Below are 26,197 nucleotides of genomic sequence, written 5' to 3'. Positions count from 1 at the left end.
TCAGTCGCGCTGCACCTGCACGATGCGGCCCGGCGCGCCATTCACCACCTCGGTGACCGCCAGAAAACGCCGGGGTGCCGCGGTGCTGCCTTGAACGATCTGGCGGATCGGACCCGATGCGTTGACGATCGCCGCACCTGCCGGGTTGCTCATGAAGTTCGCAAGCGGCTCTACCGCGCCGCTGCCATCCGCGTTGGCGGTGAGCACGAGCATGTAAGGCTTCTTCGGCTGCAAACCGGTCACGGCACTCTGCACGACCTGAATGATGCCCTGGTCGAAGAGGGTAATGCTGCTTGCCGTACCGTTGCCGCCAACCGGCCCCATGGTCAGATGCACCGCCTTGCCGGCCGTCCCGAGCGGTTGGAGATTGTCGGTGCCGGGGCCTGTCGGGACAGCGTTCGGCACATAAGCGATCGCCTGCGGTGCCTGTCCGACCGGCACGGTGGCAACGACCGTGTTGCCGGCGGTGTCGATCGCGGCGAGTTCATCGGCATTCTCCAGCCCGACGTAGATGCGCCGGCCGTCGCCCGATGGCCAGACCCCGTGCGGCATCTTGCCGACCGGGATGGTGGCGACGGGCGCGAAATCGGACGTGCGGAACACCTTCACTGCGTTTTCCCCGCCGACCGTGACATAGGCGAACTGCCCGCTGGTCGTGCGGGCGAAGTTGACGTGATTGGTGATCGGCCCGGTATCCAGCACCTTGAGGATCGCGAAGGGTGGCCTGGCATCGAATGCGACCGTCTTGCCGATGTCCTTCAGCGTGAACCACACCTGCTTGCCGTCCGGCGTTGCGGCAATGTTGGGGCAGAAGGGGCTCGGCTGCGCCACCTGCCCGACCTGCGCGTGGGTTGCGACGTCGAACACGGCCAGCACCGGATTGAACGAGGAACAGACATAGCCGTAGCGGCCATCGGGCGAGAAGATCGTCATACGCGGACCACCGGGCGTCTTGATGCGCCCGGTTTCCTTGTACGTCGTAGGGTCGAGCACGGCGATATAGTCCTCGCCGCGGACGGTGACCCAGACCTCCTTGCCGTCCGGTGTGAAGAACGCCTCATGCGGACTGCGCCCGACATAGGTCGTGTGCTTGACGGTGTTGGTGGCGGTGTCGATCCACGACACGGCGTTCGACCCGATCGACACGACCGCGAGGGTCTTCCCGTCCGGTGAGAAGCCGAGGCCGTGAACCAACACCTGCCCCTTGTAGAGCGGCGAGAAGTTCATCGGCTGCGGATCGCCGAGTTTGATGACGCCGAGCAGCCGGTTGTCGGCCGGGTCCGTCACCGACACCGTGTTGGAGAATTGTTCGGATGCATAGACACGGTCGCGGTGGCTGACAGGCACGTCCCTGGCGTTCCACGGTGCCTGCTGGGCCATGGCGATGCTCGGTGCGGCGCTCATCAGCAAGACAGCCGAGCGCAGGAAGGTCCGGATCATGTCAGTGCTCCATATGGCTGTGGTGGTCGCCGCCCTGCGTCGGGGCTGGCGTCGAAGGGGGTAGCGGCTGACCGATCGCCAGCTTCATGGCAGCGATCTCCTGCTGCTGATCGATGATGATCTCCTGCGCGATGCGCTTGAGCTGCTCGTTGTGGCCGTAGCGCAGCTCCGCCACCGCCATATCGATGGCACCCTGATGATGCGGGAGCATCATCGCCACGAAGTCGCGGTCGACGTCGCCGGACGGCTTGACCATCATGCCCGCCATCATCCGGTCCATCGCGGCAGACACCATATTAGCGTAGCCATCAGCGGGGGCGGCCGCGGCTGCGCCGGTGAGCAGGGCTAAAGCAGTGAGACCCAGCAGCCAGTTTCGTCTACGCATAAGCCTCCGGCGCATCAGTCTCGAAAGGATAGACGACGCTCGTCCGGCTTTATTCCATGGGTGAGCCGGTTATCAGCCTTCCCGATCGGAAAGGGCGAGCGAGACAGCGCCGACGTTCTCGGAATCGATCGAATATCGGGAAAGGAATGACCTTCTCAAAATCTCGCTACGATGTCCGAGTTGATACGCCGGCAGCCTTGATCTGAAACGACGGCCTCCGCCGCGCACCCGCTTAATCGAATTTGGCCGGCGTCCTGTGCTGCAATTCGCTCGTATCCGCCCGCCTCATACCCGGCTAAGGCTATGCAGGTCCGGAAGTCCGGGGGGACGGCCAGGCTATTGAAAGGGGCGGGGATTGCCACAGAGTCAGGCCGCGCGTCGTGCAGGCGCGCTAAGAGAATTGGCGGTGCTCGACACTCCCGCAGAGCAGGCGTTCGACGACATCGTGTTCATTGCGTCGCGAACGTGTGACACGCCAATCGCGCTTATCAGTCTCCTCGATCATGACCGGCAATGGTTCAAGGCGCGCGTCGACTTGGACGTGAGTGAGACAGAAATTGCCCAGTCGGTGTGCCAGATCGACGTCGATGAAGCCGATATGCTCGTCATACCCGATCTGACCTGCGATCCCCGCACTGCGGAGAATCCGCTGGTGACCGGCGAGCGGGCGTTCCGCTTCTACGCCGGCGCGCCGCTGGTTCTGCGCTCCGGTGTCGTCGTCGGACGTCTATGCGTGATCGATACGGTACCGCGCCCGGAGGGCCTGACGCCCGAACAGTTGACGCTCCTGCGCGCGCTCGGACGGCAGGTGTCCGACCAGCTTGACCTTCGACGCGCCGGACAGATCAGCGCCCGCCTGCTGGAACTGCAATCGGCATTGATCGAAATCGGCGAGTGCATCCGCGCCAGCGAGGAGGCCGTCGAAATGACCTCCGCAGCGGCTGCCGTCGTCGGTCGCGTCCTTCAGGTGGAGCGAGCGAGCTTCGGCCTAGTCGATCCTGACGTGGAAATCGTCGATGTCGAAGCGGACTGGACCGCGCCGGGCGTCGCCAGCATCGCCGGGCGTCACCGCTTCGCGGATTACGGCGCTTTGCGCGCCGATCTGGTAGCCGGCGAACCACTGGTCATCGAGGACGTGGCTACCGATCACCGCACCTCGGCCAATACCGCTGCGATGCACGCACTCGATATCGGCGCGCTGGTGAACATGCCGGTTCGGGAACGCGGGCGCACGGTCGCCATCTTCATCGTCAATGCCGCACGACCACGGACATGGACGCCCGACGAGCTGCTGTTCCTGCGCAGCGTTGCGGACCGTCTCGAAGCCGGTGTCGCCCGCCTGCGTGCCGAGCAGCAGCAAAGCATCCTCAACGGCGAGATCAACCATCGCCTCAAGAACATGCTCGCGATGGTGCAGGCGATCGCCAGCCAGACCCTGCGCGCTGTGTCCGACCGCGAGCCGGTAGAGTCTTTCGAGCGTCGCCTTGTCGCGCTGAGCGCCGCGCATGACGTGCTGTTGCAGAAAAGCTGGAAGGACGCGGACCTGCGGACCGTGGCCGAAGCGGTGGTGGAAACGGTCGGCTTCGGCGAGCGCGTGACCCTTGATGGTCCTTCGGTGCCGCTGGGCGCGCGCGCCGCGCTGTCCTTTTCGCTCGTCATTCACGAGCTGATGACGAATGCGTGCAAATATGGCTCACTCTGTATGGAGGGCGGACACGTCAAACTCACATGGATCATCGAGGGCAGCGGTCCCACTGCATCGCTGATCGTTCGCTGGCGCGAGTGCGGCGGTCCGCCGGTCGTCGCGCCGAGCCGGAAAGGCTTCGGCTCCAAGCTGATACGGCTCGGCCTGACCGGAACGGGCGGAACCGAACTTCGTTATGAACCGGATGGATTCGAGGCCGACCTGCGGGCCTCCGTCGAGCATCTGGCACAGGCGTAGCAGGGATCGATGACCATCTCCCATCAAGGCTCCGTACCGATTGTCCTCGTCGTCGAGGACGAGCCGCTGCTGCGGCTATTCGCGGCCCAAGTAGTCGAGGACGCCGGCTACGAACCGCTGGAAGCGGCGAATGCTGCCGAGGCTATCACGATTCTGGAGAGCAGACCGGACATCCGGATCGTCTTCACCGACATCGACATGCCCGGCGGGCTGGACGGCATCAAACTGGCCGCGTGCATCCGCGACCGGTGGCCGCCGATCAAGATCATCATGACATCCGGAAAGCCCTTACCGCCGCGGACGGTCATGCCAGCCGAAACGGTGTTCTTTCCCAAACCTTACCGACAGGATCGTGTAATCGCCTCGCTCCACAAGTTGGCCGCATAAGGCTTCTTCAGATCTGGATTTCCAGTTGACGGTCGGGGATCATGAGGATTGGAGCATTCCCACAGCACGGTTGAATGACGATCATTGAGAGCTGGCAAGTCATGGTCGGATCTAGAGGGAATGCACTACGCATCGTAAATGACTGATCCGCTTTCGTTCGCTGGAGATGGCAAGGCGTCATGCCAGTTGCGCGCGTTCGATTGGGGTGCATCCCCGCTCGGTTCGCAGGAACAATGGCCGGCGACCTTCCGCTTCCTGCTGTCGCTGATCCTCGCATCGCCGGAAGCGATGTGGTTCGCATGGGGACCGGAGCGGCTATTCTTCTTCAACGACGCTTACGTGCCGCAGCTCGGCAACAAGCTGCCTGGTGCGATCGGACGCCGTTTCGCGGATGTGTGGGCCGACGTGTACGAGGACGTGCGCGACGCGATCGACCAGACGTTCGCGGGCACTGCATCGAAGTTCACCGAACGGCCGCTGCTTATGGATCGCGACGGCCGGCATGGTCGAGACCTTCTGGACCTTCGCCTTCTCGCCCGTGCGCGGCGATCAGGGCGAGATCGTGGCGCTGCTGTGCACCGCCATGGAGGAAACCCAGCGCAAGGAACGCGAGCGGGAGGGGTCGACAGCGTTGCAGCTGTACCAGGTTATCGTTCGATCCGACCCCAACCCGGTATGCGCGTTCGACGCGCGCCATGCCGTGATCGCCTTCAACAAGGCATTCAGCGACGAGTTCTTCCGGGTCTACGGGCACCGCGCCCGGATCGGCGACACCTTCCCCAAGCTGTTCCTGCCCGACCAGGGCGTGCTGATCGGAAGCTATCTGGACCGCGCGCTGGCGGGCGAGGACTTCACCGTCACCCAGCGGTTCGGTCACCCGGACTACGCAGTGCCGATGTGGGAGATATCCTACAATCCGTTACGCGATGCCGAGGGCCACATTGTCGGTGCGGTCCAGCATGGCGTCGATATCAACGACCGGGTCCGCGCCGAGGAGGAGTTGGCCGAAGCGCAGGAGCAAAGCCAGAAGCTGAACGCCATCGGCCAGCTTACGGGCGGGGTGGCGCACGACTTCAACAATCTGCTGACCGTTATCCGGGGCTCGGTTGATCTGCTCCGTCGCGACAACCTGCCGGCAGAGAAGCGAACCCGCTACATCGATGCGATCGGCGATACGGCGGAGCGAGCGGTCAAGTTGACCAGTCAGCTTCTTGCCTTCGCGCGTCGCTAGTCGCTCCGGTCGGAGGTGTTCGACGCCGGCAGCTCGCTGGGGGAAGTCACCACCATGGTGCGGAACATGGCCGGGTCGCGCATCGTCCTCGACATCAAGGTACCCGAAGCAGCCTTCTTCATCGATGCGGACCGCAGCCAGTTCGACACGGCGATCATCAACATGGGCATCAACGCCCGTGATGCGATGAATGGCGAAGGGCTTCTGACGATCGCGACGGGACCAGTGTCCGGCATCCCGGCGCTTCGGGGGCATGCCGCCCAGATTGGCGACTTCGTGGCCTTCACGATTACCGACACGGGCAGTGGCATTCCCGCCGATGTGGTTGAGCGTATCTTCGAGCCGTTCTTCACCACGAAGGGCGTCGGCGAAGGCACTGGCTTGGGCCTTAGTCAGGTCATTGGTTTTGCCAAGCAGTCGGGCGGCGATATCAAGGTGGACAGCGTGCTAAGCAAGGGCACAACCTTCACCCTCTATCTCCCACGCACCTATCCGGACGGCAGCGAGGCGGTCGATCTGGAAGCGATTGAGCGAGTCGATGGTGAAGGGGTGTACGTCCTCGTGGTGGAGGATAACGCGCAGGTCGGCGAGTTCGCGACGGCCGCACTGGCGGAGCTGGGCTATGACAGTGTGCTGGCGACGGACGGTCGTGCAGCGCTCGGCCTGCTACAAGAGGATTGCGACCGCTTCCACGTCATCTTCTCCGACGTAGTGATGCCCGGCATGGGCGGGAGCGAGCTGGGCGGCGAGGTCCGCCGCCTTTATCCCGACGTGTCGATCATCCTGACCAGCGGCTATAGTCACGTACTTGCGTAAAATGGGCAGCACGGGTTCGAGCTGCTGCATAAGCCCTACTCGGTCGAGCAGCTATCCCACGTGCTGCGCAAGGCGATCACCTGGCAAGTTCGCAAGTGAGTTGTCCCCATAGTCTAACCCTCCATCCATTCTCTAAAACGAACGCGACGTGGGAAAGAGACGGCGCCGATCGACCCCAGGCGCCCGGGGCACCCGCTTCCCCAAAACATGTTCCCGAATGCACTTTCCCGAAACGGCTAAGTGGAAACGGAGAAATGGGTAAGTCGCGAGCTTTCCAAAGCCGCAAGTTTTGGGAAACCGACGGGCATTGGGAACGGCCGAGATGGGCTATTAGGCGGTCAGCCACTCCGCGGCTGCGGAGACCCACAATCGGATGTTCAACCGCTTAACACTCGTTCCCGCAAGCGGCCGTTCGTTCATCGCGAAATGGGCTGTCGTCTTCCGCCTTGCAAACGCACACGGTAAATTAGCAATTAGTGCCCATGCTCAGCCGAATGGATGAGATTGCATGAGTGCGTGTGACGGTTGCCGGAATGGGCAAAAGCAATTCGACTTGGCCATGGCCTTTCAGCCAATCGTCGACGTTGAGACGGGGCAAGCCTGGGCGTACGAGGCGCTCGTTCGGGGAGCGGATGGTCAAGGTGCAATGGAGGTTCTAGCCTCCGTGAACAGCGAGAACCGCTACGCCTTCGATCAACAGTGCCGCGTCGCAGCGATCACGCAAGCCGTGGAGGCGGGCATCATCGAGACCGGAGCACAACTATCCATCAACTTTCTACCTAACGCGGTGTACTCTCCGCTCGCCTGCATTCAGCTGACATTAAAGACTGCTGCTGCGGTCGGCTTTCCTACAGACCGGCTGATCTTCGAATTCACTGAAAACGAGGAAATGGCCGACACGGCACATGTCGCCAACATCATTGAGACCTACCGCCGGATGGGGTTTGCAACGGCGCTGGATGACTTCGGTGCAGGGCACGCCGGCCTTTCGCTCTTGGCGCGGCTGCAGACGGACATCATCAAGCTGGACATGGAGTTGGTACGTGGCATCGACATCAGCATGCCGCGCCGCATGATCGTCGAGGGCCTAGTCGCGATGTTCGCCCGCATGGGCATTACCACGGTGGCAGAAGGGATTGAAACAATCGCCGAGTACGAGTTGCTGCGTGGCATGGGGATTCGCTACATGCAGGGCCACCTGCTGGCGCGGCCCGGCTTTAAAATCCTGCCGGAGCACATCCTGCCTGAGGCCATGGCGTTAAAGCGTACCGCATAACCGCCAGCCAAACCTGGCAACGGTCCGCCGCCTAGCCTCAGCCGCGCCGCCGCAAGGACCCACAACCCGCCACGCGCGCGCCAGCATACGCTTTCTCGAATCGAACGTCCGTTCATCTAGCCAAGAGGCCGTCGCGCGGCTGCGCGAGAGGCTCGCCGTCACCGCAATCAAGCTGCCTGACAAGGCGCTGACTGGTCGATCGCCTCCGCGAGTGTCGCCGGGTCCGTCATCATGTCAGGCCGGCTGACCGTTGCCACCGGTGGCGCCGAAGATCTGCCCGGTCGAGAAGCTGAGAGAGGGATCTGCCGCCGCGACGTACAGCGCGGCGATTTCCGCAGGCTGCCCTGGGCGGCCGAGCGGTGCCGTCTGACCGAAGACGCGCTGCTTTTCAGGCGTCGCTCCGCCGCTAACCTGCAGCGGCGTCCAGAACGGCCCCGGTGCCACCGCGTTAACGCGTATGCCGCGCTCCGCCAGCTGCTTCGCCATGCCTTTGGTGAAGTTCAGGACGGCGGCCCGAGTCATCGCATAGTCGATGATGTCCTTCGACGGATCGCCCGCCTGCTCGGATGATGTGTTCACGATGACAGCGCCCGGCCCCATTCGCTCCAGCGCTGCCTTGGTCAGCCAAAAGGGGGCATAGACGTTCGTCTTCATCGTATCGTCGAAATCCTGGCTGGAGATGTCGGCGATCGTCGGCCGCGTCTGCTGGCGCGCGGCGTTGTTGACGAGGATGTCGAGGCCACCGAGCTGATCGGCGGCCTGCGCGACCAGCCGTCGGCAGAACCGCTCGTCGCGCAGGTCACCGGGGATCGACACGGCCTTGCGACCCTCGGCACGGATTAGCGCGACCACCTCACGCGCATCCGGCTCCTCAGCGGGCAGGTAGTTGATCGCGACATCCGCCCCCTCCCGCGCATATGCGATCGCCGCCGCCCGGCCGATCCCGCTGTCGCCGCCGGTGATGAGCGCCTTCTTTCCAACCAGCTTGCCCGAGCCCTTGTAGCTCCGCTCACCATGATCGGGACGCGGGTTCATCTTGGAGGCGAGGCCCGGCCACGGTTGTTGCTGCACCGGGAACGGCGGCTTTGGATACGAGGCAGCGGCCGGCGTGGTCGAGGCCGAGGTAACCTGCGCTTCTTGGCCGACAGCGGAGGAGGCCGAAGCGGCGGCAACTGCGGCGGCGCCGGTCACGAAGGTGCGGCGATCGGTATCGGGCATGGGTGCGCTCCAGTTTGGCTTGGATCAGAAGCGTTGGTAACGCCGCTGTGTTCCAAGAAGCTCGCATCGTTGGTCTGGAGTGAGCTGACCCACATTCCGCCATTCGCAGCGAGGCAGGGGCTGCCCGAAAGCCGTCGTTCGTTCAGGTGACGGGTCATGATCGGCGAGTCACTGACGGTCAGCACCGCTCATCCAGATAGGCCGCGAGTTCCTCGGCCGTCCCGTTCGTAGAGGATTGCCGCAGATACTCCAAGAACGCCGACACCCTGACGTTTAACAGGCGCCGCGAGGGGTATCCGCAAGGCAAAAAGAAGGGCCGGTGCGAACACCAGCCCTGCAAGTTTGGAGAGGATGCCTGAAAGGCGTATAAGTTGTGCATTGCAGCATCGAAGCTGGTCAACCAAGGTCAGCTTTAAATACGAATGTGGGTACACTGACAATCGTCGCCATTCGTAGCGTGGCGGTACAAAGGCGAGCGAGCTTCGTCGCACCATGCGCCAGTCACTCTGGCCCCGTCGTTTACGGTAGTTTTATCCTCAAATTAGCGGTCCTGGTTGCTGCAGTTCGCCCGAGCTTGCAGGTTTTAACCATGTTTTGTTTAGACTTTAGTCGTACCTGCTGTCGTCGTGACACCCTTCGAACAATCTCTCACAAGCAGTATTTGCAGCGCGCGGGAGCAGATCCTTGACGCTGCAGAGGCACTGCTGACGCAAGACGGAGCAGCTAGCATCACGATTGCGGCAGTTGCACGTTCCGCTGCCGTGTCTCAGCAGCATGTCAGGACGTTATTCGGCAACAAGGATGACGTGCTCCCCAAAGCCCTACCAGTCATAACTGGAGTCCGGGGTTGGTATGGTGCCCCTCGGGGCGGTGTTGCACAACCCGCCTGGCAGCATCGGCGGGCGTCAGCCCGCCAACACCACTATGCGGCCGCACATGGTTGTAGTCGTCGCGCCAGAGCCGCAGCACCGAGCGGGCATGGCCGAGCGATACGAACAGCGTCTCGTTGAGGCATTCGTCGCGCAGACGACCGTTGAAGCTCTCGACGTAGCCGTTCTGCTGCGGCTTGCCCGGCGCGATGTAGTGCCACTCGAGAGGCCGTTCCTGCGTCCATCTCAGGATCGCCAGGCTGGTCAGCTCGGTGCCGTTATCGCTGACAATCATCAGCGGCGGTACGCCCCTGAGCGCGATGATGGCGTCGAGCTCACGAGCGACACGCGCGCCTGACAGCGAGGTGTCCGCCACCAGCGCGAGGCACTCGCGCGTGAAGTCGTCGACCACCGCCAGGATACGGATGCGCCGGCCGCTGATCAGCGTGTCGCTGACGAAGTCGAGGCTCCAGCGCTGGTTCGGTCCCTGTGGCAGCGTCATGGGTGCTCGGGTGCCTATCGCTCGCTTGCGGCCACGCCGACGCCTGACCCGCAGGTTCTCCTCGCGGTAAAGCCGCAGCAGCTTCTTGTGGTTCATGACCAGACCCTCGCGAGCCAGCATGATCCCCAGCCGCCGGTAGCCGAAGCGCCGACGTTCCGCCGCGATCTCGCGCAGCCGCGACCGAAGGTCGCCATCATCACTACGCCGGGGCGCGTAGCGCACCGACGTCCTGTCCACGCTGAAGATGGTACACGCCCGACGCTCGCTGATGCCGAACAACTGCCGAGCATGCTCGACAGCCTTCCGTTGAGCGGCGGGCTTTACCAGTTTTTTGCCGCGACTTCCTTCAGCACGGCATTGTCGAGCATGGCGTCGGCCAGCAGCCGTTTGAGCCGGCCGTTCTCCTCCTCGAGCACCTTCAGCTTGCGCGCCTGCGACACGTCCATGCCGCCATACTTGGCCTTCCACGCGTACAGCGTCGCGCTGCTGATCCCGTGCTTGCGACACACATCGGCGGTCTTCATCCCACCTTCCTGCTCGCGCAGCACCGCGATGATCTGCTCCTCGCTGAACCTGGTCTTCTTCACGTCCGTCTCCTCACGAAGGCGGACTCTAGCTCAAACTGGCAGAGTTTCAGGGGAGCACGTCAATGCCGTCCCGCTTGCCCGCAGGAGCGAGCCGCCGCGGCACTTAAATATCGTGCAAAGTCAGTCGACGAAGCGACACCTTCGGGGACGCTGTCGAAGACGCCATGTTCGCGATCGCTAGCGATTAGGATTGTCGTTACTCGCTCATCAAGTTCGGCCACGATTTCTGGGCTGTCTGGGATGGTAGCTGCTACAGGCACACGATCGATCATCACAACTGCTCCCGCAGATCGCATCGCTTCGATGATGTCGACCGCCGCATTTGCTCGCTGCCCGCTGCTAAGCCGAGCCATATGGAGGCTGATCTCGCTGATCACAGTTGCCAACCCACCGTAAACACGCGCAGTGCTGTGCTCGTGCAACGCCCTGCATGTCGTGAAGTAGATGCCGGCATTGCCTTCTGGCGGCTCGAACAGCGAAGCTATCAACTTTCCGGCCACACTAACGTGCGAGCTGCTCGGGCCACAGAGTTGGATTACCGTGGGCTGCGTTTGTCCGACGATGCTTCTCAATAAGGCGGCAAACGCCACAGCCAAACAGGTCAGCAGCACGGGTTGCTCGAGTACGGCGACCGCAACGGTACGCTTCCAGCGACGCAACGATGCCCGTGGCGCCCTCGCCTGGCGTCGCGGCTTAAAAGCGATCGACGCTGGCGTTACTCCGGCGGGGCAGAAGACTTCACCGGTGGGTAGCGCAAAGCTGCCTCCATTCCAGTCACCGGGGCGATCCGCTATGCGATAGCCGGTCACATCCTGGACCTGTTCAAGGGCGCTGTGAAGCTCGGCCAACGGATTGCGGGTACTCCATGCTCGAAACCCAAGATTATTCAAATAGGAGAGGTGCTGTGCATCTGTGAACGGCGCATCATCCTCCGGTCGCCAAACAAAATGCTCATTTTTCGAGCTATTCGAGTATCCAAGGCAGGACGTGCCGGTCAGCGACGCTTGCTTGATGATTTGCAGGCTCATGATTCAGATCCTTTATAAGCGTCACGCCGCTTTCTCCGCTTTCTCCACTTTCTCCGGCGCGCAGCATCGCTCGTGCAGGCACGAAACGTCGCGCTGCACCACCGGAGATGGGCAGTTTTGAGGGGGTGACAGTTGGTATAGGGTAGTTGGGGCTGTGAGTGCCTGGTGAGAGGTGTAGTTGGCTCAATCAGGCACTTAGCTGCTCTTCATGCCCCTCATTCGAATACGCGAGTTGGGCTATTTGGAGAGAGCTAGCCCGTCAGCCCCCATGTACATGCCCATCATGAGCGTGATGTCGCTCAAGCTCCACTTGTCACGCCACAGGAGGCTGTGGGCTTCGACGAGCGGGGGCATATGCTTGCCGCGTGCAGCGAAGGAGGACCATTCTCCGGTTTCTCCGCTGGCGCCGATCGGGCGAGCCCACCACCGCTGCTTCAAGCAGTACAGGATGGCGCGCGGCAGCCGATCGAGCTGGGTGCTGATCTTGATGGGGTCCACGACACGAGCACCAAATTTGGTCTGATAGCGTGCCCTTGCCGAGGGTGCACGCTCGCTCCGATACTTATCCGTGTCCATGAGGCGTTGCACGACTTGGATCATTCCTTCCGCGACGAAGCCGTGCCAGTGTAACTGCCCGATGCCGGTGCGCGGATCATAATCGCCTTCAAGCCACGCGATAAAGAGTCCGTTCGCCTCACCCGCCCCGCACCGATTAAGGCTAGTACGAAGCGACCGCTGGAGCCGGTTGGGACTCAAAGGGATGGGCGCGTCAGCACGATATTGCGCGTCACGCGGTACGATCGTCACGAACCGGACCGTTTCTCGATTCTCGGGCAGGTTCAAGAAGTGACCTAGACTGCTGGCCATCTGCCGCCGGACGCTTCGCATGTAGACGGGATCGGCAAGCGTGCATTCGACCTCCGGATGCGTCAACCTTCGGGCAAGCCGACGCATAGAGTAGACCAACGCCTGATCGTCAAGCTTGTCCGTGACGCCGCGGATCAAGTCGACCCGCTCCTTCCGCAATGCGTAGGCATCCTCCACAGACTCGAACAGGTCTGCGGTGTGAGTGTTAATTGCGGGATCGTACCGCGCGTCGCGCACCTGCGCATGTTCAATGTTGAGGCGGGGCATCTCAGCGACCCTCCTCAACCAAAGTGTCGGCAATCAGCGCATCGATGCTATCGGCCAGGATCAAGCGACGACGGCCAATGCGGATGCTCGCCAGACGATTGGCCTTGAGCAGTTCGTAAAGCTTGGTTCGGCCGATCCCCAGCGCCTTGGCTGAGGCAGCGATGCTAGAGGTACGTTCCATTGTCATTCTCCTCACCCGCTGTCTGACGACCGGAGTGGTCTGCAGCGGGTGAGGACGGTCTATGGCGAACGGCCGCGACCCCTATTCAGTGACTCTCACTAACTGAGGCGAGGTCCGCGCGGATGGCTTCCCGGGCGCTGCGCAGGACCAAATGCTTCCAAGCGAGCTCAACCGCAAAATCGATATTGCTGTCGGCGAACATCGTTTTATCGCCACGGACGCCCGGTTCATTCGCCGCATCCTCGTTCGCGCTCAACAAGGCTTGCTTTAGCTCATATGGGGTTTCGTACTGCGTCCAGTCATAATTTGCGCCCGTAAAATCCCATAACACATTGATCCAAAACATAGCCCATCGTTCTCGATCGGACTTGGGACCTCCAGAGCGGCCGGAACGGCCGACTAGCTTCAAAACATCTTCCTCAACAAACCTGACACCCTTGAAGTAGCATCGGTTCAGCTTAGGATCGTGTCCCGGCGTGTTATAAACAACGAACTCAGCATTATCCCATCGCCAATCTAGCAACTCCTTTGGCCACTGCATACTCGCGGTGAAGTAGCTGGAATGGATCTCGACGTCTTCGTCGTAGTCAAAGCCTTTTCTCCGCCTCGGAACCCATTCATCCTGCACATCGCCGACGTCAGTCTCCCACATATACGCAGCCACTAGCCGAGCCTTTCCAGACCTTAACCCATCAGCAAGCACCTGCTTGGCTTCCAACTCACTTCCTACATAATGAATGATTTTAGCTATCGCTTCCCTTGGCGATATGAGACCATCATTGTCATGCGTATTGATAATAGAGTTATTTTTCATTTATTGTCCCCAGCTAAGCCAACCATTTGGCGAATTTTCTTGGAGAGGCCGAGATTATCGATACTTATGATTGCGCAGCGATGAAGGTCGACCACTCAAAAAGTAGCTTGCGACGCATATCGATGAAATCAGTACGCTTATATGCTGCCTCCACCTTGTCGGACACGGCATGGGCTAGCGCTACTTCCGCCACGGCATCAGGGATCGAAGACATCTTCTCCGCCGCCCAATCGCGAAAAGAGCTTCGGAAGCCATGAACGGTATAAGGCTGTTCGGCTTGCCGCATGATCTTGGACAGCGTCATGTCCGATAGCGGCTGCCCCTTGGTGCCCGGGAAGACCAGGTCATCAGCACCCTGCCTGAGCGGCTCTACACGCCGCAGGATCGCAACAGCCGCATCGCTCAACGTGACGGTGTGGGCCACCCGCATCTTCATCAGCTCGGCGGGCCGTACCCATAGCTTCCGTTCAAGATCGATGTGCGACCAGCGTGCATGGCGCGTCTCTCCCGACCTAGCCGCAGTGTATATCGTGAACAGCAGCGCGAGCCGCCCGATCGACTCTGGCGCAGCCTGAAGCGAGGAGACGAATGCCGGCACTTCAGCATAGGGCTTCGCCGCATAGTTGCCCCCTTTCGCCCGCTTGGCCAACCCGATCGACACTGACTTGACCGGTGCCTCCATCGGTCGCCAGCCTTTGGCATGGGCGTAGTTCAACACCATGCCGATCCGCTGGCGCACCTTGCGGGCCATGTCGGGGACCTCGACCCAGATCGGCTTCAGAGCCTCTTGAATATCTGCCACCGTTATGTGGTCGATCCGCCGCTTGCCCAGCAACGGAAAGGCGTGGCGCCGAAGCGACGACATGTAAGCCTCCTGCTGACGCGGCGCCCATTGGCTCTTGAGGTCCTCAAAGGCCTGTTCGGCGACCTTCTCGAAGGTAGGGATGCCACGGCGATCGCGGTCCCTCTCCAGCACCGGATCCAGACCCGCCTCAGCGGCCTTGCGCAGGATTGCGCATTTGTCCCGCGCCTCGGCCAGCGACAGTCGGCGACGGTGTAGCAATGGGATGTCAATCAGGGCGTCGCTCGACCGCGGCGTCAGTTCGACCGAGCCCAATCCGATGTCGCGACGTCGTCCATCGACCTGGATCCGCAAGAGCCATGATCGACTACCACCGGGCTTGACGAGCAGGTACAATCCATCGCCGTCAGCGTACCGGCCGGGCTTTGCATTCCGTATGCTGATTGCAGTGAGACGAGCCAAAACATACCCCCATTGGTTCCCTCACTATGCGGCGGCTGTGGGCGGTCGTCAACGATCTATCCCGAACAATGGTCAATGATCTTTGCAAGCCCTACAAGGGCTTAGCGATCACCGGCGAGCCATGGCGAACCCTGGTTGGAGGTTTGCAACCGGCACCATCCGGCCCGGAATACGGCCAAGCCTGCGAGTGGCGGCTGGTCGACGTCGCTGTCGAACGACGAGGCGCGCCTGCTTCGCTTGCCCGAAGGTGATAAGTGCCGCTTTGAGGATGCGGCCTCGATCCGCTATGGCGCTGGTGGCAATGGGCTACGAAGTCGGCAAGGGGCGAGATCAGTTGCGACAACAGCGTGTTCGGTGACTCCCATCCTGGCATAGTGAAGCGCTGCATGACGGCCGTGGCTGTCGTGATCGGCGGGGGGGTCGTCGCGTCGCCTGCTCCCGAGCCCGTGCAACCGCCGATCATCAAAAAGCCGTTCCAGCTGGGCATCAATCTGGTCAGCGGGGTATACTGGTCGGGCGAGCAGTTGTTCAACAACCTCGCCACGTCGGACGAATGGCCGGCGGAGTTCAAGCCCGACAGCCTCGGCAACATCACCATCCCTGCCGGCAAGACCGCACGTCGCCTGCTGCATCCGCCTGTCGAGGTGCTGAACCACACCGCCAAGGTGCAAGTCGTGTGTACCTGGCGAGGCGGGGCCAAGGGCTTTGTCGACGGAATGCACCGCGCCTCGAAGCCATGGACCATGGTGCCGGGCAGGCTGACGTTCGAGTGGAATGGCCTCGCGCCTGACGCCGGGATCAACACCTGGATCGACTTTCGCGGGGGCAACGTCGCCGATCTGCAGTGTCTGGACACCAAGGCGGACCCCAAGCAGATCTTCAGCGCCGAGTTCCGCCAGAGCATCAAGCCATTCTCGGTGCTGCGCAACCTGGATATCAGCCCGGCCAACGGCAATCAGCCAACCGATCAGATCGTCTGGGACACCCGCACCCGGGCCGGCTCGATCGATCAGTTGCGCAATGGTCACATGAGCTATGAGCTGTTCGTCGACCTGAACAACGGCAACAGGTCCTCGCCGTGGTTCACCCTGCCGTACAACGCCAGCGCCTCGTACCATCGCAGCCTGGCGCAGATGGTCCACGACCGCCTCGACCCCAGCCTGCCGGTCTATGTGGAGGACGGCAACGAGGTCTGGAACCCGACGTTCGCTGCAAACGCACAGGCTCGAAAAGTCGGCGAGGAGCAGAAGCTTAACGAGAATGTTTGGATCGCCGGGCACCTCGCCTATGCCAACCACGTCAAGGCAACGATGGCCATCTGGTCCGACGTCTTCAAGGATCGTCCCGGCCAACTCGTGCGGATCTACGGCGCCTGGTCAGCGAGTCCGTGGCACACCGAACTCGCCTTCAACGAGGGCAAAGTCGGCGGGCATGTCGATGCCGTCGCGATCGCTCCGTACTTCGGCCATGATCTGGGCGAACAGCTGAAGACCGTGACCAACCGACGCGAGCGGATCGTCGCCATGAACGCGGCCGTTGACAAGGCGATCGCGGAAATGAAGGCGCAGAAGGCAGTGACCGAACGGTTCAAGGTCCGACTGGTGGCATACGAAGCCGGCCAGCACATCGTCGGCGGCGATGCCATGGCCGAGCTTAACCGGGACCCGGCCATGTACGAGGCCTACAAGCGCTACATCGCCGCCTGGCGCGACAATGTCGGCGACGTGATGGTGCTGTACAACGCCACCGGGAGGATGGGTCCGTACGGTGCCTGGGGCATTCGCGAGTTTGCGGGTCAGCCGCTCAGCCAGACGCCCAAGCGGCGTGCGGCGATCGAGATGGCGCCGGCGCGGTGAGCTGATGGAGCTGGCAATGGCCGGCTCCCCCTTCCTTTCACGCAATCATAAGATCGTGCCGGCTCGATCGTGCCTTGCCAGTGCGAGCGTATTGCATCGGCTTGCAACCACCGCATGTGGCCAGCGTCGAGCCGCCAGCTTCGCTCAATAGTTCGGCGCCGGGGCGGCTATAGTATCAGCGTTCCCTCTCGAAGCGGAGATGCTGGATTTCTGCCGTTTCCAGCAGCATCCGGCTGATCCAGCACCCGGTTTTGTAAACCGAGGGTCAAGGGTTCGATCCGTCAACCGGCACCGCTATCAGTCCGGCCGCTGCGTCGCACCGCCGCCGGCATCGTCCTGATCCAGGTCTTCCTCGCCCGACCCGCCGCCCGCGCCGGCGCCGCTGCCGTGTACCTCACCTGTCCGCTGATCGACTGTACCGCGGCGTCCGGCGCCCGATCCCGCCTCCATTCCGCCATTGCCGGAGCCGACCAGCACCCGCTCCGGCGACGGATGGTCGTGCGAATCATACTCGTTGCCGAAATGCTCGCCCTTGCTGCCGTCCCTGTTGCCGCGAACCTCCTGGGTATCGTCGCTGGCCGGTGGGTTGATCCTGTCCATTGCGTTTCTCCCGAGATGACGCGCGATCAACGCGCGACGCGCGAAAACGCCCGGCACCTTGCGATGCCGGGCGTCGCTGCCCTTCTGAAAGGCCGTCGCGATCAGGCGGTGACGAACTTCACCGCGCCCTTGCGGCTGCGGTAGCGCATGCCTGCGCCGACCATGCCGAAGCCGACCAGCATCATCGCCCAGGTGGCCGGCTCCGGCACCGCGGCGGTGAAGCGGACATTGTCAGCCTCGAGCGAGTTCACCGTCGACCTGAAGCGGATGCCGGTCAGCACTTCGTTGCCCTGCGCCGTGAAGGTGATGAAGCGGTTGTTGCCGCCCGACGTCTGGTCGCCGGTCGCATCGGTCGGCTTGGCGAGCAAGGTGCCATTGTACGACTGGATGACCGCACCGCCGGCGCCCAGCACCTCGACGGTGTTGCCGGCATCGATCGAGCCCATGTAGAACGAGATCATCTTGTAACCGGCGATCGCGCTGGTGTTGGCGGTGATCGTGGCGATCTGGTTGGCCATCACGTAGAGATAGGAATTGCCGGCCGGGGCACCGAAGGGATTGGCACCGACGTTGGTCGAGTTGTGGTCAAGGATGTTGCCGCCGGTGCGAGTGAAGCCGGCGGGATTGCCGCCGTTGCCGGTCGCCGCATTCTCGAACGTGAACTGGGCGTTCTGCGCCGACTGGGTGAACAGTTCCGCCGAACCCGAAACCCGGGTCATGTCGAGCGCAGCGGCAGGAGCTGCGGCGAAAGCGGCGACGGCGACAGTTGCGGCGAGGATGATGTTCTTCATGTCTCTTCCTTTCAGACTTGGTGTCGCCGCCGTAACTTCGGAGCGGCTCGATCCGATGAGCCGCTTGTCGCCGAACGCTTTGCTGTCTGCCAGATGAACATGCGTACCGATGTGGGACTTCCCATAACCGGACGGATTGTAGTTAATTCAGTATTATCCGCTTTTTCGCAATCGTCGCCGCTGCAACCACCCTGCCCTGCACGGCGTTGCTCCGGCCAGATGAACCGCCAAAACACTCCGTTGTCCCCGATCCGGGTTGCCAGCTACAACATGCGCAAGGGCATCGGCACGGACCGGCGTCGCAACCCGGAGAGGATTATCGAGGTGCTGCGCGAGATCGACGCCGATGTCATCGCGCTGCAGGAAGCGGACCGTCGATTCGGCACCCGCGAGGGAGTGATCCCCCTTCATCTGCTGGAGGAGCATACCGACTGGAAGCCGGTCGCCGTCGGCAAGCGGGTGGCGTCCATGGGTTGGCACGGAAACGCCCTGCTGGTGAGGAAGGATGCCGGCATCACACACTGCGAGGCGATCCACCTGCCCGCGCTGGAGCCAAGGGGGGCGGTGACCGCCGATATCGTAATCGGCGGCGCGACACTGCGCATCGTGGGCATGCATCTCGACCTGTCGGGGCTGTGGCGAAGGAAGCAGGCCGCGGCGATCCTGGCTCATGTCGCGCAGCGGCCGACCTCGCATCCGACGGTGATGATGGGCGACCTGAACGACTGGACGGCTGCGTCCGGCTGCCTGCGCGATTTCGGCCGCGATTTCCAGTTCGCGTCAACGGGACCGTCGTTCCATGCGCGCCGGCCGATCGGTCGGCTGGACCGGATCATGGTCTCCCGCGACTTGGCGATCACCGATTGCGGCGTTCATGCCAGCGCGGCGGCACGCCGCGCGTCCGATCACCTGCCGATCTGGGCGGAGGTTGCGCCGGCCTGACATGCGGGAGAAGGAGCTGCGCCTCGCCCTGGTCTGTTATGGCGGCATCAGCCTTGCCGTCTACATGCACGGCATCACCAAGGAAATCTGGCGATTGGCCCGGGCGAGCCGGTCCTTTCACGATGGCGAACGCCCGCTGACCGGCACCGATGCGGTGTACCACGCCCTGCTTGCCGAGATCGAAGAGCGTGGATCGCTGCGCCTGCGGGTGCTGGCGGACATTATCGCCGGGGCCTCGGCCGGGGGGATCAACGGCATCTTCCTGGCCCAGGCGATCAGTACCGGGCAGAGCCTGGACCCGCTGACCGACCTGTGGCTGTCGTCGGCAGATGTCGATGCGCTGATCGATCCGGCAGCGGCCCCGTCGTCGCGCTTCTCCAAGATGTGGGCGTTGCCGCTGGCATGGATGGCGGCGGGGCGCAGCGCCGATGCGGTAGACGCGCTCGACGATGCCGCCACCCGCGACGAGGTGCGAGCCAAGCTGTCACGCTTCGTCCGCTCGCGATGGTTCGATCCACCGTTCGGGGGCGAGATCTTCACCGGCCTGCTGCTCGATGCGCTGGGCCTAATGGCGGCTGGCGACCGCGGTCCACGGCTGCTGCCCGCCGGCCAACCGCTCGACCTGTTCGTTACGGTCACCGACTTCGGCGGCCATCCCGAGCGATTGCCGTTGAACTCGCCGCCGGAGGTCATCGAAACCGAACACCGCGTCGTCGTCGGCTTCTCCGACGAGGGCGAGTCGGTCGATATGCTCGCTGCGATGCCGGAACTGGCATTCGCGGCACGCGCGACGTCGAGCTTTCCCGGCGCCTTTCCGCCATTCACGGTTGCCGAGCTGGACACGGTGCTGGCAGCGCGGGAGGTTGGATGGCCCGGTCGCGATGCGTTTCTTGCTCGCATCCTGCCCCGTCAGGCAGCGGCGAAAGCAGCGGACAAGGCAGTGTTGATCGACGGGTCGGTGCTGGCGAACGCACCCTTTCGCCCCGCGATCGATGCGCTGCGCGATCGGCCTGCGCGCCGACAGGTCGATCGGCGGTTCGTCTATATCGATCCGTCGCCCGGCCTGAAGTTTCGCGTCGGCGGACGCGGCGAGACGCCCGGCTTCTTCCAGACGATCCTGGGCGCGCTGAGCGAATTGCCGCGCCAGCAGCCGATCCGCGACAATCTGGACGCACTCGCGAGCCGCAGCCGGGCGATCGAGCGGATGCGAGGGATCCTCGACGCCATCCGACCCGCCGTCGAGGGTGAGGTGGAGACGGTCTTCGGCCGCACCCTGTTCCTCGACCGTCCGACGCCGCGCCGGTTATCCGCGTGGCGTGCCCGAGCCCAAGCCGCTGCAGCGACGCAGGCGGGTTATGGCTTCGCGGCCTATGGTCACCTGAAGCTTGCGGGCGTTATCGATTCGCTTGCGGCACTCGCGGATGGAGCGGGCGCCGGGCGGAAGACGCGCGAGGCGTTGTCCGGCGTCGCCCCTGCCGATGCGACCGGGCCAGAGGCCATCGACTTCTTCCGCCGCTTCGACACCGGTTATCGCGTTCGTCGCCTGAGGCTGCTGGCCCGCCGTCTGGGCGAACTGGAGGAGAGAACCGCCGCACTGCTGGAACCCATCCGCGAGGCGATCTACCTGTCGTTGGCCGACTATCTGGATGCCCAGCGTACCGACACGAGAGAGGCGCTGCGACCCGCGGCAAGGAGATTGCGAGCGGCACCCGCCGACTTCCTCGACGCACTGTCCGCCTCACTCGATCTCGCTCGCCTGGATGCGGCTACCGACGAACGGCTCGCCGCTGCGCTCGCCGCCCTCGACCGGGATGCGCGCCGGCCATTGCTGCTGGCCTATCTCGGTTTTCCCTTCTTCGATGCCGCAACCTTGCCGCTGCTGCAGGGCGAGGGCATCGACGAGTTCGATGCCATCCGCGTCGATCGGATCGCACCGGACGACGCCGTGGCGATTCGCGCCGGCGGGGCGGAAGCGACGTTAAAGGGCATTCAGTTCAATAGTTTCGGCGCCTTCTTCAGCAGGGCTTACCGCGAAAACGATTATCTGTGGGGCCGGCTGCACGGGACGGAGCGGCTGATCGACATCGTCATATCCTCCCTGCCCTCGTCGGTCCGGCTGCGTGCCGGCCGGGTCGCCGCGATCAAGCGGCAAGCGTTCCTCGCGATCCTCGACGAGGAGGAGGCCAGGTTGACCTCCATCGGGCCGCTGATCGCCTCGCTGCGCGGGGAGATCGGCTGACGACTGGTCAAGCGGGTTCCGTGGAGCTAGCAACCGTCACTGGAGAAATCGATGCAGTTCCTGAAGATCCTGTTCTGGTGCCTGCTCGCCTTTCTGGCGGCGGTGTTCACGATCGGCAACTGGGTGGCGGTGCCGGTCCGGTTGCCCGGCGGCCTGATCGCCGACGTGAATTTGCCATTTCTGCTGCTGATGACGTTCCTGGCCGGATTGCTGCCGACGCTGGGGTGGCACACCGCCAAGCGCTGGCGACTGCGACAGCGGCTCGCGACGTGCGAGCGCGTGCTGGCGGAAACCCGCGCGGCCCAGACGGCGGCGCCGCTGCCGGCGGGTGGAATGCCGGCGAGCGGGCCCGGCATCACCTCCGGAGAGCCCACGCTCGCCATCGCGCCGCTGGCACCCCCCGCGCGATGACCAGCCGCGTCTATGTGGCGATCGACACGCCTGATCTCGCCCGCGCCAAGGCCGTGGCGCAGCGCGTCCGCACCCATGTCGGCGGGCTGAAACTGGGGCTGGAGTTCTTCTGCGCCCATGGCCAGGCCGGCGTTCGCGAGATGGCGGGGCTGGGCCTGCCGATCTTCCTCGACCTGAAGCTGCACGACATTCCGAATACGGTTGCCAAGGCAGTCCAGGCGCTCGGCCCCGTCGAACCGGCGATCCTCACCGTTCATGCCAGTGGCGGTCGTGCGATGCTGGAGGACGCCAAGGCCGCCGCCCCGCTGGGAACGAAGGTGGTGGCGGTGACGATGCTGACCAGCCTGGATACGGTTGATCTGGCCGCGACCGGCGTCGTCGGCAGCGCGCACGACCAGGTGCTTCGCCTGGCCGATCTGGCGGCGGAAGCCGGCATCGATGGCATCGTCTGCTCGGGCGAGGAGGTGGGTGCGGTGCACGTCCGCTGGCCGAAGGGCTTTCTGGTGGTGCCCGGCGTCCGCCCGGCCGGACGGCCGACAGGCGACCAGAAGCGCGTCGTCACGCCGCGAGCCGCGGTGGACGCGGGCGCATCGATCCTGGTGATCGGGCGGCCGATCACGCAGGCAGAGGATCCCGACGCCGCAGCCCGGGCGATCGCGGCGACGCTCTGACATCGCCACAATAGCGGCGGCGGGCATCGTCGTGCGCTTGCAATGGCCAGCGCCGACGACGATCTGACGATCATGCCCACACCAACGAAGATCTGCGGCCTGTCCACCGCCGCCACGCTCGACGCGGCGATCGCTGGGGGGGCGAGCCATGTCGGGTTCGTCTTCTTCCCGCCATCGCCACGTAACGTGAGCCTGAACCTGGCGGAGCAGCTCGCCGCTCGCGTGCCGCCGCAGGTTCGTCGCGTCGGTGTTTTCGTCGACCCGGATGACGACCTGATCGCCGCAGCCGTTCGCGCCGGAGGACTCGATGTCATCCAGTTGCACGGCACCGCGCCCGACCGTGTCGCTGCATTGCGGGCCAGAACCGGGTCGGAGACGTGGGTGGCGGTGCCGGTGAAGACGCGCGCGGATCTGGACGCGGCGCACCGGTTCGCCGGTGCCGCCGATCGCCTCCTCTACGATGCGAAGACGCCGCCGGGCGCGGTGCTGCCCGGCGGCATGGGACTGCGATTCGACTGGTCGTTGCTCGACGGCTTCCGCCATCCGGCCCCCTGGGCTTTGTCCGGAGGGCTCGATGCGAGCAATGTCGGAGAGGCCCGGCGCCGCACAGGCGCACCGCTCGTCGACGTGTCGTCCGGGGTCGAGCGCTCGCCCGGCGTCAAGGATGTGGACAAGATCGCCGCCTTCCTTAAAGCCACCGCGGCATGAACGCTCCCAACTCCTTCCGTAATCAGCCAGACGAGCGCGGGCATTTCGGCGCCTTTGGCGGCCGCTTCGTCGCCGAGACGCTGATGCCGCTCGTCCTCGATCTGGATCGGGAATACCGCGCGGCGAAGGCCGATCCGGCGTTCCAGGCCGAGTTCGACGATCTGCTGGAGCATTATGTCGGCCGACCCAGCCCGCTCTACCATGCCGAGCGATTGTCGCAGGCGCTGCGCACCGGTGCGGAGCCCGGGATAGGTGCGCAGGTGTGGTTCAAGCGCGACGAGTTGAATCACACTGGCGCCCACAAGATCAACAACTGCATCGGCCAGATCCTGCTGGCGATCCGGATGGGCAAGACGCGCATCATCGCCGAGACCGGCGCCGGGCAGCACGGCGTCGCGACTGCGGCGGTCTGCGCCCGCTTCGGCCTGCCCTGCGTAATCTACATGGGCGCCAAGGATGTCGAGCGGCAGCAGCCGAACGTGTTCCGGATGAAGCTGCTGGGTGCGGAGGTGCGCCCGGTGACCAGTGGTGCCGCCACTCTCTCCGACGCGATGAACGAGGGGCTGCGCGACTGGGTCGCCAATGTCCACGACACCTTCTACATCATCGGTACTGCGGCCGGGCCCCATCCCTACCCGGAACTGGTTCGCGACTTCCAGAGCGTGATCGGCCGCGAGGCGCGCGAGCAGATGCTGGCGCGCACCGGTCGGCTGCCCGACATGCTCGTCGCCGCGATCGGTGGAGGATCGAACGCGATCGGCCTGTTCCATCCCTTCCTGGACGATGCCGACGTAGCCATGCTGGGCGTCGAGGCGGCGGGTCACGGGCTCGAGGGGAACGAGCATGCGGCGTCGCTGGCGGGCGGCTTCCCCGGTGTGCTGCATGGCAACAAGACGTATCTGCTGCAGGACGACGACGGGCAGATCGCGGAGGGCCATTCGATCTCCGCCGGACTGGATTACCCCGGCATCGGCCCGGAGCACGCGTGGCTCCGCGATATCGGCCGGGTAGAGTATGACAGCGCCACCGACGTGGAGGCACTCGACGCGTTCCAGCTGCTTTGCCGGACAGAGGGCATCATCCCCGCGCTGGAGCCGGCGCATGCCATTGCCGCGGTGGCTCGCCGCGCGCGGACCATGCGTGACGACCAGATCATCCTCGCCAATCTGTGCGGACGCGGCGACAAGGACATCTTCACCGTCGCGGCCGCATTGGGCGTGGCGATATGAGCGCTCGGCTGGCCGCCGCGTTCGCCCGGGATCGAGCGGCGCTGATCGCGTTCGTCACCGCCGGTGATCCTACCCCAGAGCACACCGCCGCGATCCTGGACGCGATCGTGGCCGGCGGGGCGGACGTGATCGAACTCGGCATGCCCTTCACCGATCCCATGGCGGACGGGCCGGCGATCCAGAACGCCAACATTCGCAGCCTTGCGGCGGGCACGCGCACCACTGACGTCCTGTCGATCGCCGCCGCGTTCCGCGACCGTCATCCGGACGTTCCGCTGGTCCTGATGGGATATGCCAATCCCATGGTGCGTCGCGGACCGGAATGGTTCGCGGAGCATGCCGCCGCTGCCGGCGTCGACGGCGTCATTTGCGTCGACATCCCACCGGAGGAGGACGACGCACTCGGCCCGGCCCTGCGTGCCGTCGGGATCGACCCTGTCCGGCTGGCAACGCCCACGACGGACGCGGCGCGCCTGCCCCGCGTTCTGGAGGGAGCGTCGGGCTTCCTCTACTATGTGTCGGTGGCCGGGATCACCGGCCTGCAGCAGGCGGCTCAGGGATCGATCGAGGACGCAGTCGCGCGGCTGAAGGGAGCCACCCGCCTGCCCGTCGCCGTGGGTTTCGGCATCCGCACCCCCGATCAGGCCGCTTCGGTCGCGCGGGTCGCGGACGGCGTCGTGGTCGGCTCTGCCATCGTCGAACTGGTCGCGACGCATCGGGGTGCGCCCGCGCCGATCGCCGCTTTCGTCCGCAGCCTGGCCGACGCAGTCGCTACCGCGCGTGCGGCCGATCGTCAGGAGAACCGGGCATGACCTGGCTGAACAGTGTCCGCAACGCCCTCGCCTTCCGTACCAAGAAGGAGACCGCCGACAATCTCTGGCACAAGTGCAAGGGCTGCGGACAGATGATCTTCACGCGCGAGCTGGAAGAGAACCTGTATGTCTGCCCCAAGTGCGAGCATCACGAGCGCATCGGTCCCGCCATCCGTTTCGAGCAGATGCTGGACGAGGGCAGTTGCCAGCTACTCCCCGCACCCAAGGTGCCCGAGGATCCGCTGAAGTTCCGGGATTCCAAGAAGTACATCGACCGCATCAAGGCCGCCCGTACCGCCACGGCCGAACCGGACGCGTTGTTGAACGCGCGCGGGACGATCCTGGGTAACCGGGTGGTGATGGGCGTTCAGGATTTCGCCTTCATGGGCGGATCGATGGGACTTGCCGTCGGTGAGACGTTCATCCGCGGCGTGGAAGCGGCGATCGCGGATCGCTGTCCGTACATCATCTTCACCGCGGCGGGCGGCGCCCGCATGCAGGAAGGTATCCTCAGCCTGATGCAGATGCCGCGGAGCACGGTCGCCATCCAGATGTTGCATGATGCCGGGTTGCCGTACATCGTGGTACTCACCGATCCTACAACGGGCGGCGTCACCGCCAGCTACGCGATGCTCGGCGACGTGCAGATCGCGGAGCCCAATGCCCTGATCGGGTTCGCCGGCCAGCGCGTCATCGAAAGCACGATTCGCGAGAAGCTGCCCGAAGGGTTCCAGCGTGCCGAGTATCTGCTGGAGCATGGCATGCTCGACATGGTGGTCCATCGCCGCGACCTGCGCGAGCGTATCGGGCAGGTGATCGGCTATCTCTGCGCGCAGCGGGCGATGGCGGCGGCCTGAGCCCGAT

The 26,197-nt window shown here is 63.8% G+C and carries 25 protein-coding genes and 1 pseudogene; 15 read left to right on the top strand and 11 right to left on the bottom strand.

The features are described 5' to 3' along the window. Together ABC319_RS01320 and ABC319_RS01315 are read right to left on the bottom strand one after the other, a co-directional pair. Positions 1-1,440 (bottom strand): YVTN family beta-propeller repeat protein, encoded by a 1,440-nt coding sequence (locus tag ABC319_RS01320; RefSeq protein WP_413068499.1) that lies wholly within the window; start codon positions 1,438-1,440, stop codon positions 1-3. 1 nt (position 1,441) lies between these two features. Further along, positions 1,442-1,825 carry a DUF305 domain-containing protein gene (locus ABC319_RS01315; RefSeq protein ID WP_413068498.1) on the bottom strand — a complete coding sequence of 128 codons (384 nt, stop codon included), beginning with the start codon at positions 1,823-1,825 and terminating at the stop codon, positions 1,442-1,444. Positions 1,826-2,231: 406 nt separating this feature from the next. On the opposite strand from ABC319_RS01315, the gene ABC319_RS01310 reads away from it, so the two are divergent. From ABC319_RS01310 to ABC319_RS01290, 5 genes are all read left to right on the top strand, one after another. Then, complete coding sequence (locus ABC319_RS01310) at positions 2,232-3,767, top strand: sensor histidine kinase (RefSeq protein ID WP_413068497.1); 1,536 nt, start codon at positions 2,232-2,234, stop codon at positions 3,765-3,767. Positions 3,768-3,776: 9 nt separating this feature from the next. Next, the gene (locus ABC319_RS01305) at positions 3,777-4,154 is read left to right on the top strand and encodes a response regulator (RefSeq protein ID WP_125994301.1); all 378 of its coding nucleotides are present in this window, start codon (positions 3,777-3,779) and stop codon (positions 4,152-4,154) included. 502 nt (positions 4,155-4,656) lie between these two features. Next, positions 4,657-5,385: a PAS domain-containing protein gene (locus tag ABC319_RS01300; RefSeq protein WP_413068496.1), complete on the top strand. Its 729-nt coding sequence runs from the start codon at positions 4,657-4,659 to the stop codon at positions 5,383-5,385. Between the two features lie 15 nt (positions 5,386-5,400). Continuing rightward, a complete protein-coding gene (locus ABC319_RS01295; protein WP_413068495.1) occupies positions 5,401-6,201 on the top strand; it encodes an ATP-binding protein in 801 nt (266 codons plus the stop codon). A gap of 553 nt (positions 6,202-6,754) precedes the next feature. Beyond that, a complete protein-coding gene (locus ABC319_RS01290) occupies positions 6,755-7,477 on the top strand; it encodes an EAL domain-containing protein (protein WP_459565468.1) in 723 nt (240 codons plus the stop codon). Between the two features lie 234 nt (positions 7,478-7,711). On the opposite strand, the gene ABC319_RS01285 is transcribed toward ABC319_RS01290, so the two are convergent. Next, positions 7,712-8,695: an SDR family oxidoreductase gene (locus ABC319_RS01285; RefSeq protein ID WP_413068493.1), complete on the bottom strand. Its 984-nt coding sequence runs from the start codon at positions 8,693-8,695 to the stop codon at positions 7,712-7,714. Positions 8,696-9,321: 626 nt separating this feature from the next. On the opposite strand from ABC319_RS01285, the pseudogene ABC319_RS01280 reads away from it, so the two are divergent. After that, a pseudogene (locus tag ABC319_RS01280) lies at positions 9,322-9,495 on the top strand (TetR family transcriptional regulator); the annotation flags it as partial. Positions 9,496-9,523: 28 nt separating this feature from the next. Here ABC319_RS01280 and ABC319_RS01275 read toward each other — a convergent pair. From ABC319_RS01275 to ABC319_RS01250, 6 genes are all read right to left on the bottom strand, one after another. Further along, a protein-coding gene (locus ABC319_RS01275; protein WP_413068384.1) for an IS3 family transposase occupies positions 9,524-10,653 on the bottom strand; the annotation gives its coding sequence in 2 pieces (ribosomal slippage) (positions 9,524-10,401 and positions 10,401-10,653; 1,131 coding nt in all). A 59-nt stretch (positions 10,654-10,712) separates the two neighbouring features. After that, the gene (locus ABC319_RS01270) at positions 10,713-11,681 is read right to left on the bottom strand and encodes a DUF927 domain-containing protein (RefSeq protein WP_413068492.1); all 969 of its coding nucleotides are present in this window, start codon (positions 11,679-11,681) and stop codon (positions 10,713-10,715) included. A 237-nt stretch (positions 11,682-11,918) separates the two neighbouring features. Beyond that, a complete protein-coding gene (locus ABC319_RS01265) occupies positions 11,919-12,815 on the bottom strand; it encodes a hypothetical protein (protein WP_413068491.1) in 897 nt (298 codons plus the stop codon). Between the two features lies 1 nt (position 12,816). Further along, positions 12,817-12,996: a helix-turn-helix domain-containing protein gene (locus ABC319_RS01260; protein WP_413068490.1), complete on the bottom strand. Its 180-nt coding sequence runs from the start codon at positions 12,994-12,996 to the stop codon at positions 12,817-12,819. 85 nt (positions 12,997-13,081) lie between these two features. Beyond that, positions 13,082-13,810 carry a hypothetical protein gene (locus tag ABC319_RS01255; protein ID WP_413068489.1) on the bottom strand — a complete coding sequence of 243 codons (729 nt, stop codon included), beginning with the start codon at positions 13,808-13,810 and terminating at the stop codon, positions 13,082-13,084. Between the two features lie 64 nt (positions 13,811-13,874). Next, positions 13,875-15,074 (bottom strand): tyrosine-type recombinase/integrase, encoded by a 1,200-nt coding sequence (locus tag ABC319_RS01250; protein WP_413068488.1) that lies wholly within the window; start codon positions 15,072-15,074, stop codon positions 13,875-13,877. Positions 15,075-15,460: 386 nt separating this feature from the next. On the opposite strand from ABC319_RS01250, the gene ABC319_RS01245 reads away from it, so the two are divergent. Further along, entirely contained in the window at positions 15,461-16,930 is a 1,470-nt protein-coding gene (locus ABC319_RS01245; protein WP_413068487.1) for a hypothetical protein, read from the top strand. 297 nt (positions 16,931-17,227) lie between these two features. On the opposite strand, the gene ABC319_RS01240 is transcribed toward ABC319_RS01245, so the two are convergent. Then, the gene (locus ABC319_RS01240) at positions 17,228-17,530 is read right to left on the bottom strand and encodes a hypothetical protein (RefSeq protein ID WP_413068486.1); all 303 of its coding nucleotides are present in this window, start codon (positions 17,528-17,530) and stop codon (positions 17,228-17,230) included. Between the two features lie 101 nt (positions 17,531-17,631). Beyond that, positions 17,632-18,321: an Npun_F0296 family exosortase-dependent surface protein gene (locus ABC319_RS01235; RefSeq protein WP_413068485.1), complete on the bottom strand. Its 690-nt coding sequence runs from the start codon at positions 18,319-18,321 to the stop codon at positions 17,632-17,634. 219 nt (positions 18,322-18,540) lie between these two features. Here ABC319_RS01235 and ABC319_RS01230 point away from each other — a divergent pair, with 219 nt between their 5' ends. From ABC319_RS01230 to accD, 8 genes are all read left to right on the top strand, one after another. Then, the gene (locus tag ABC319_RS01230; protein ID WP_413068484.1) at positions 18,541-19,263 is read left to right on the top strand and encodes an endonuclease/exonuclease/phosphatase family protein; all 723 of its coding nucleotides are present in this window, start codon (positions 18,541-18,543) and stop codon (positions 19,261-19,263) included. Position 19,264: 1 nt separating this feature from the next. Next, positions 19,265-21,502: a patatin-like protein gene (locus ABC319_RS01225; protein WP_413068483.1), complete on the top strand. Its 2,238-nt coding sequence runs from the start codon at positions 19,265-19,267 to the stop codon at positions 21,500-21,502. A gap of 51 nt (positions 21,503-21,553) precedes the next feature. Next, entirely contained in the window at positions 21,554-21,913 is a 360-nt protein-coding gene (locus tag ABC319_RS01220) for a hypothetical protein (protein WP_413068482.1), read from the top strand. Further along, on the top strand, positions 21,910-22,584 hold the full coding sequence (gene pyrF / locus ABC319_RS01215) for an orotidine-5'-phosphate decarboxylase (RefSeq protein ID WP_413068481.1): 675 nt from the start codon (positions 21,910-21,912) through the stop codon (positions 22,582-22,584). Before ABC319_RS01220 ends, pyrF begins: the two co-directional genes overlap by 4 nt. A gap of 72 nt (positions 22,585-22,656) precedes the next feature. Continuing rightward, on the top strand, positions 22,657-23,292 hold the full coding sequence (locus tag ABC319_RS01210; protein WP_413071582.1) for a phosphoribosylanthranilate isomerase: 636 nt from the start codon (positions 22,657-22,659) through the stop codon (positions 23,290-23,292). Continuing rightward, entirely contained in the window at positions 23,289-24,521 is a 1,233-nt protein-coding gene (gene trpB, locus ABC319_RS01205) for a tryptophan synthase subunit beta (RefSeq protein ID WP_413068480.1), read from the top strand. Before ABC319_RS01210 ends, trpB begins: the two co-directional genes overlap by 4 nt. After that, positions 24,518-25,333, top strand: coding sequence for a tryptophan synthase subunit alpha (trpA, locus tag ABC319_RS01200; RefSeq protein WP_413068479.1), 816 nt, complete (start codon positions 24,518-24,520; stop codon positions 25,331-25,333). The genes trpB and trpA overlap by 4 nt, the downstream gene beginning before the upstream one ends. Next, on the top strand, positions 25,330-26,190 hold the full coding sequence (accD, locus tag ABC319_RS01195) for an acetyl-CoA carboxylase, carboxyltransferase subunit beta (protein WP_413068478.1): 861 nt from the start codon (positions 25,330-25,332) through the stop codon (positions 26,188-26,190). The genes trpA and accD overlap by 4 nt, the downstream gene beginning before the upstream one ends. The last annotated feature ends 7 nt before the right edge of the window (positions 26,191-26,197 follow it).

The organism is Sphingomonas phoenicis (assembly GCF_047238005.1).
Classification (GTDB): domain Bacteria; phylum Pseudomonadota; class Alphaproteobacteria; order Sphingomonadales; family Sphingomonadaceae; genus Sphingomonas.
The sequence above is the reverse complement of the archived record's forward strand: the minus strand, read 5'-3'. Positions and strand labels throughout refer to the sequence as shown.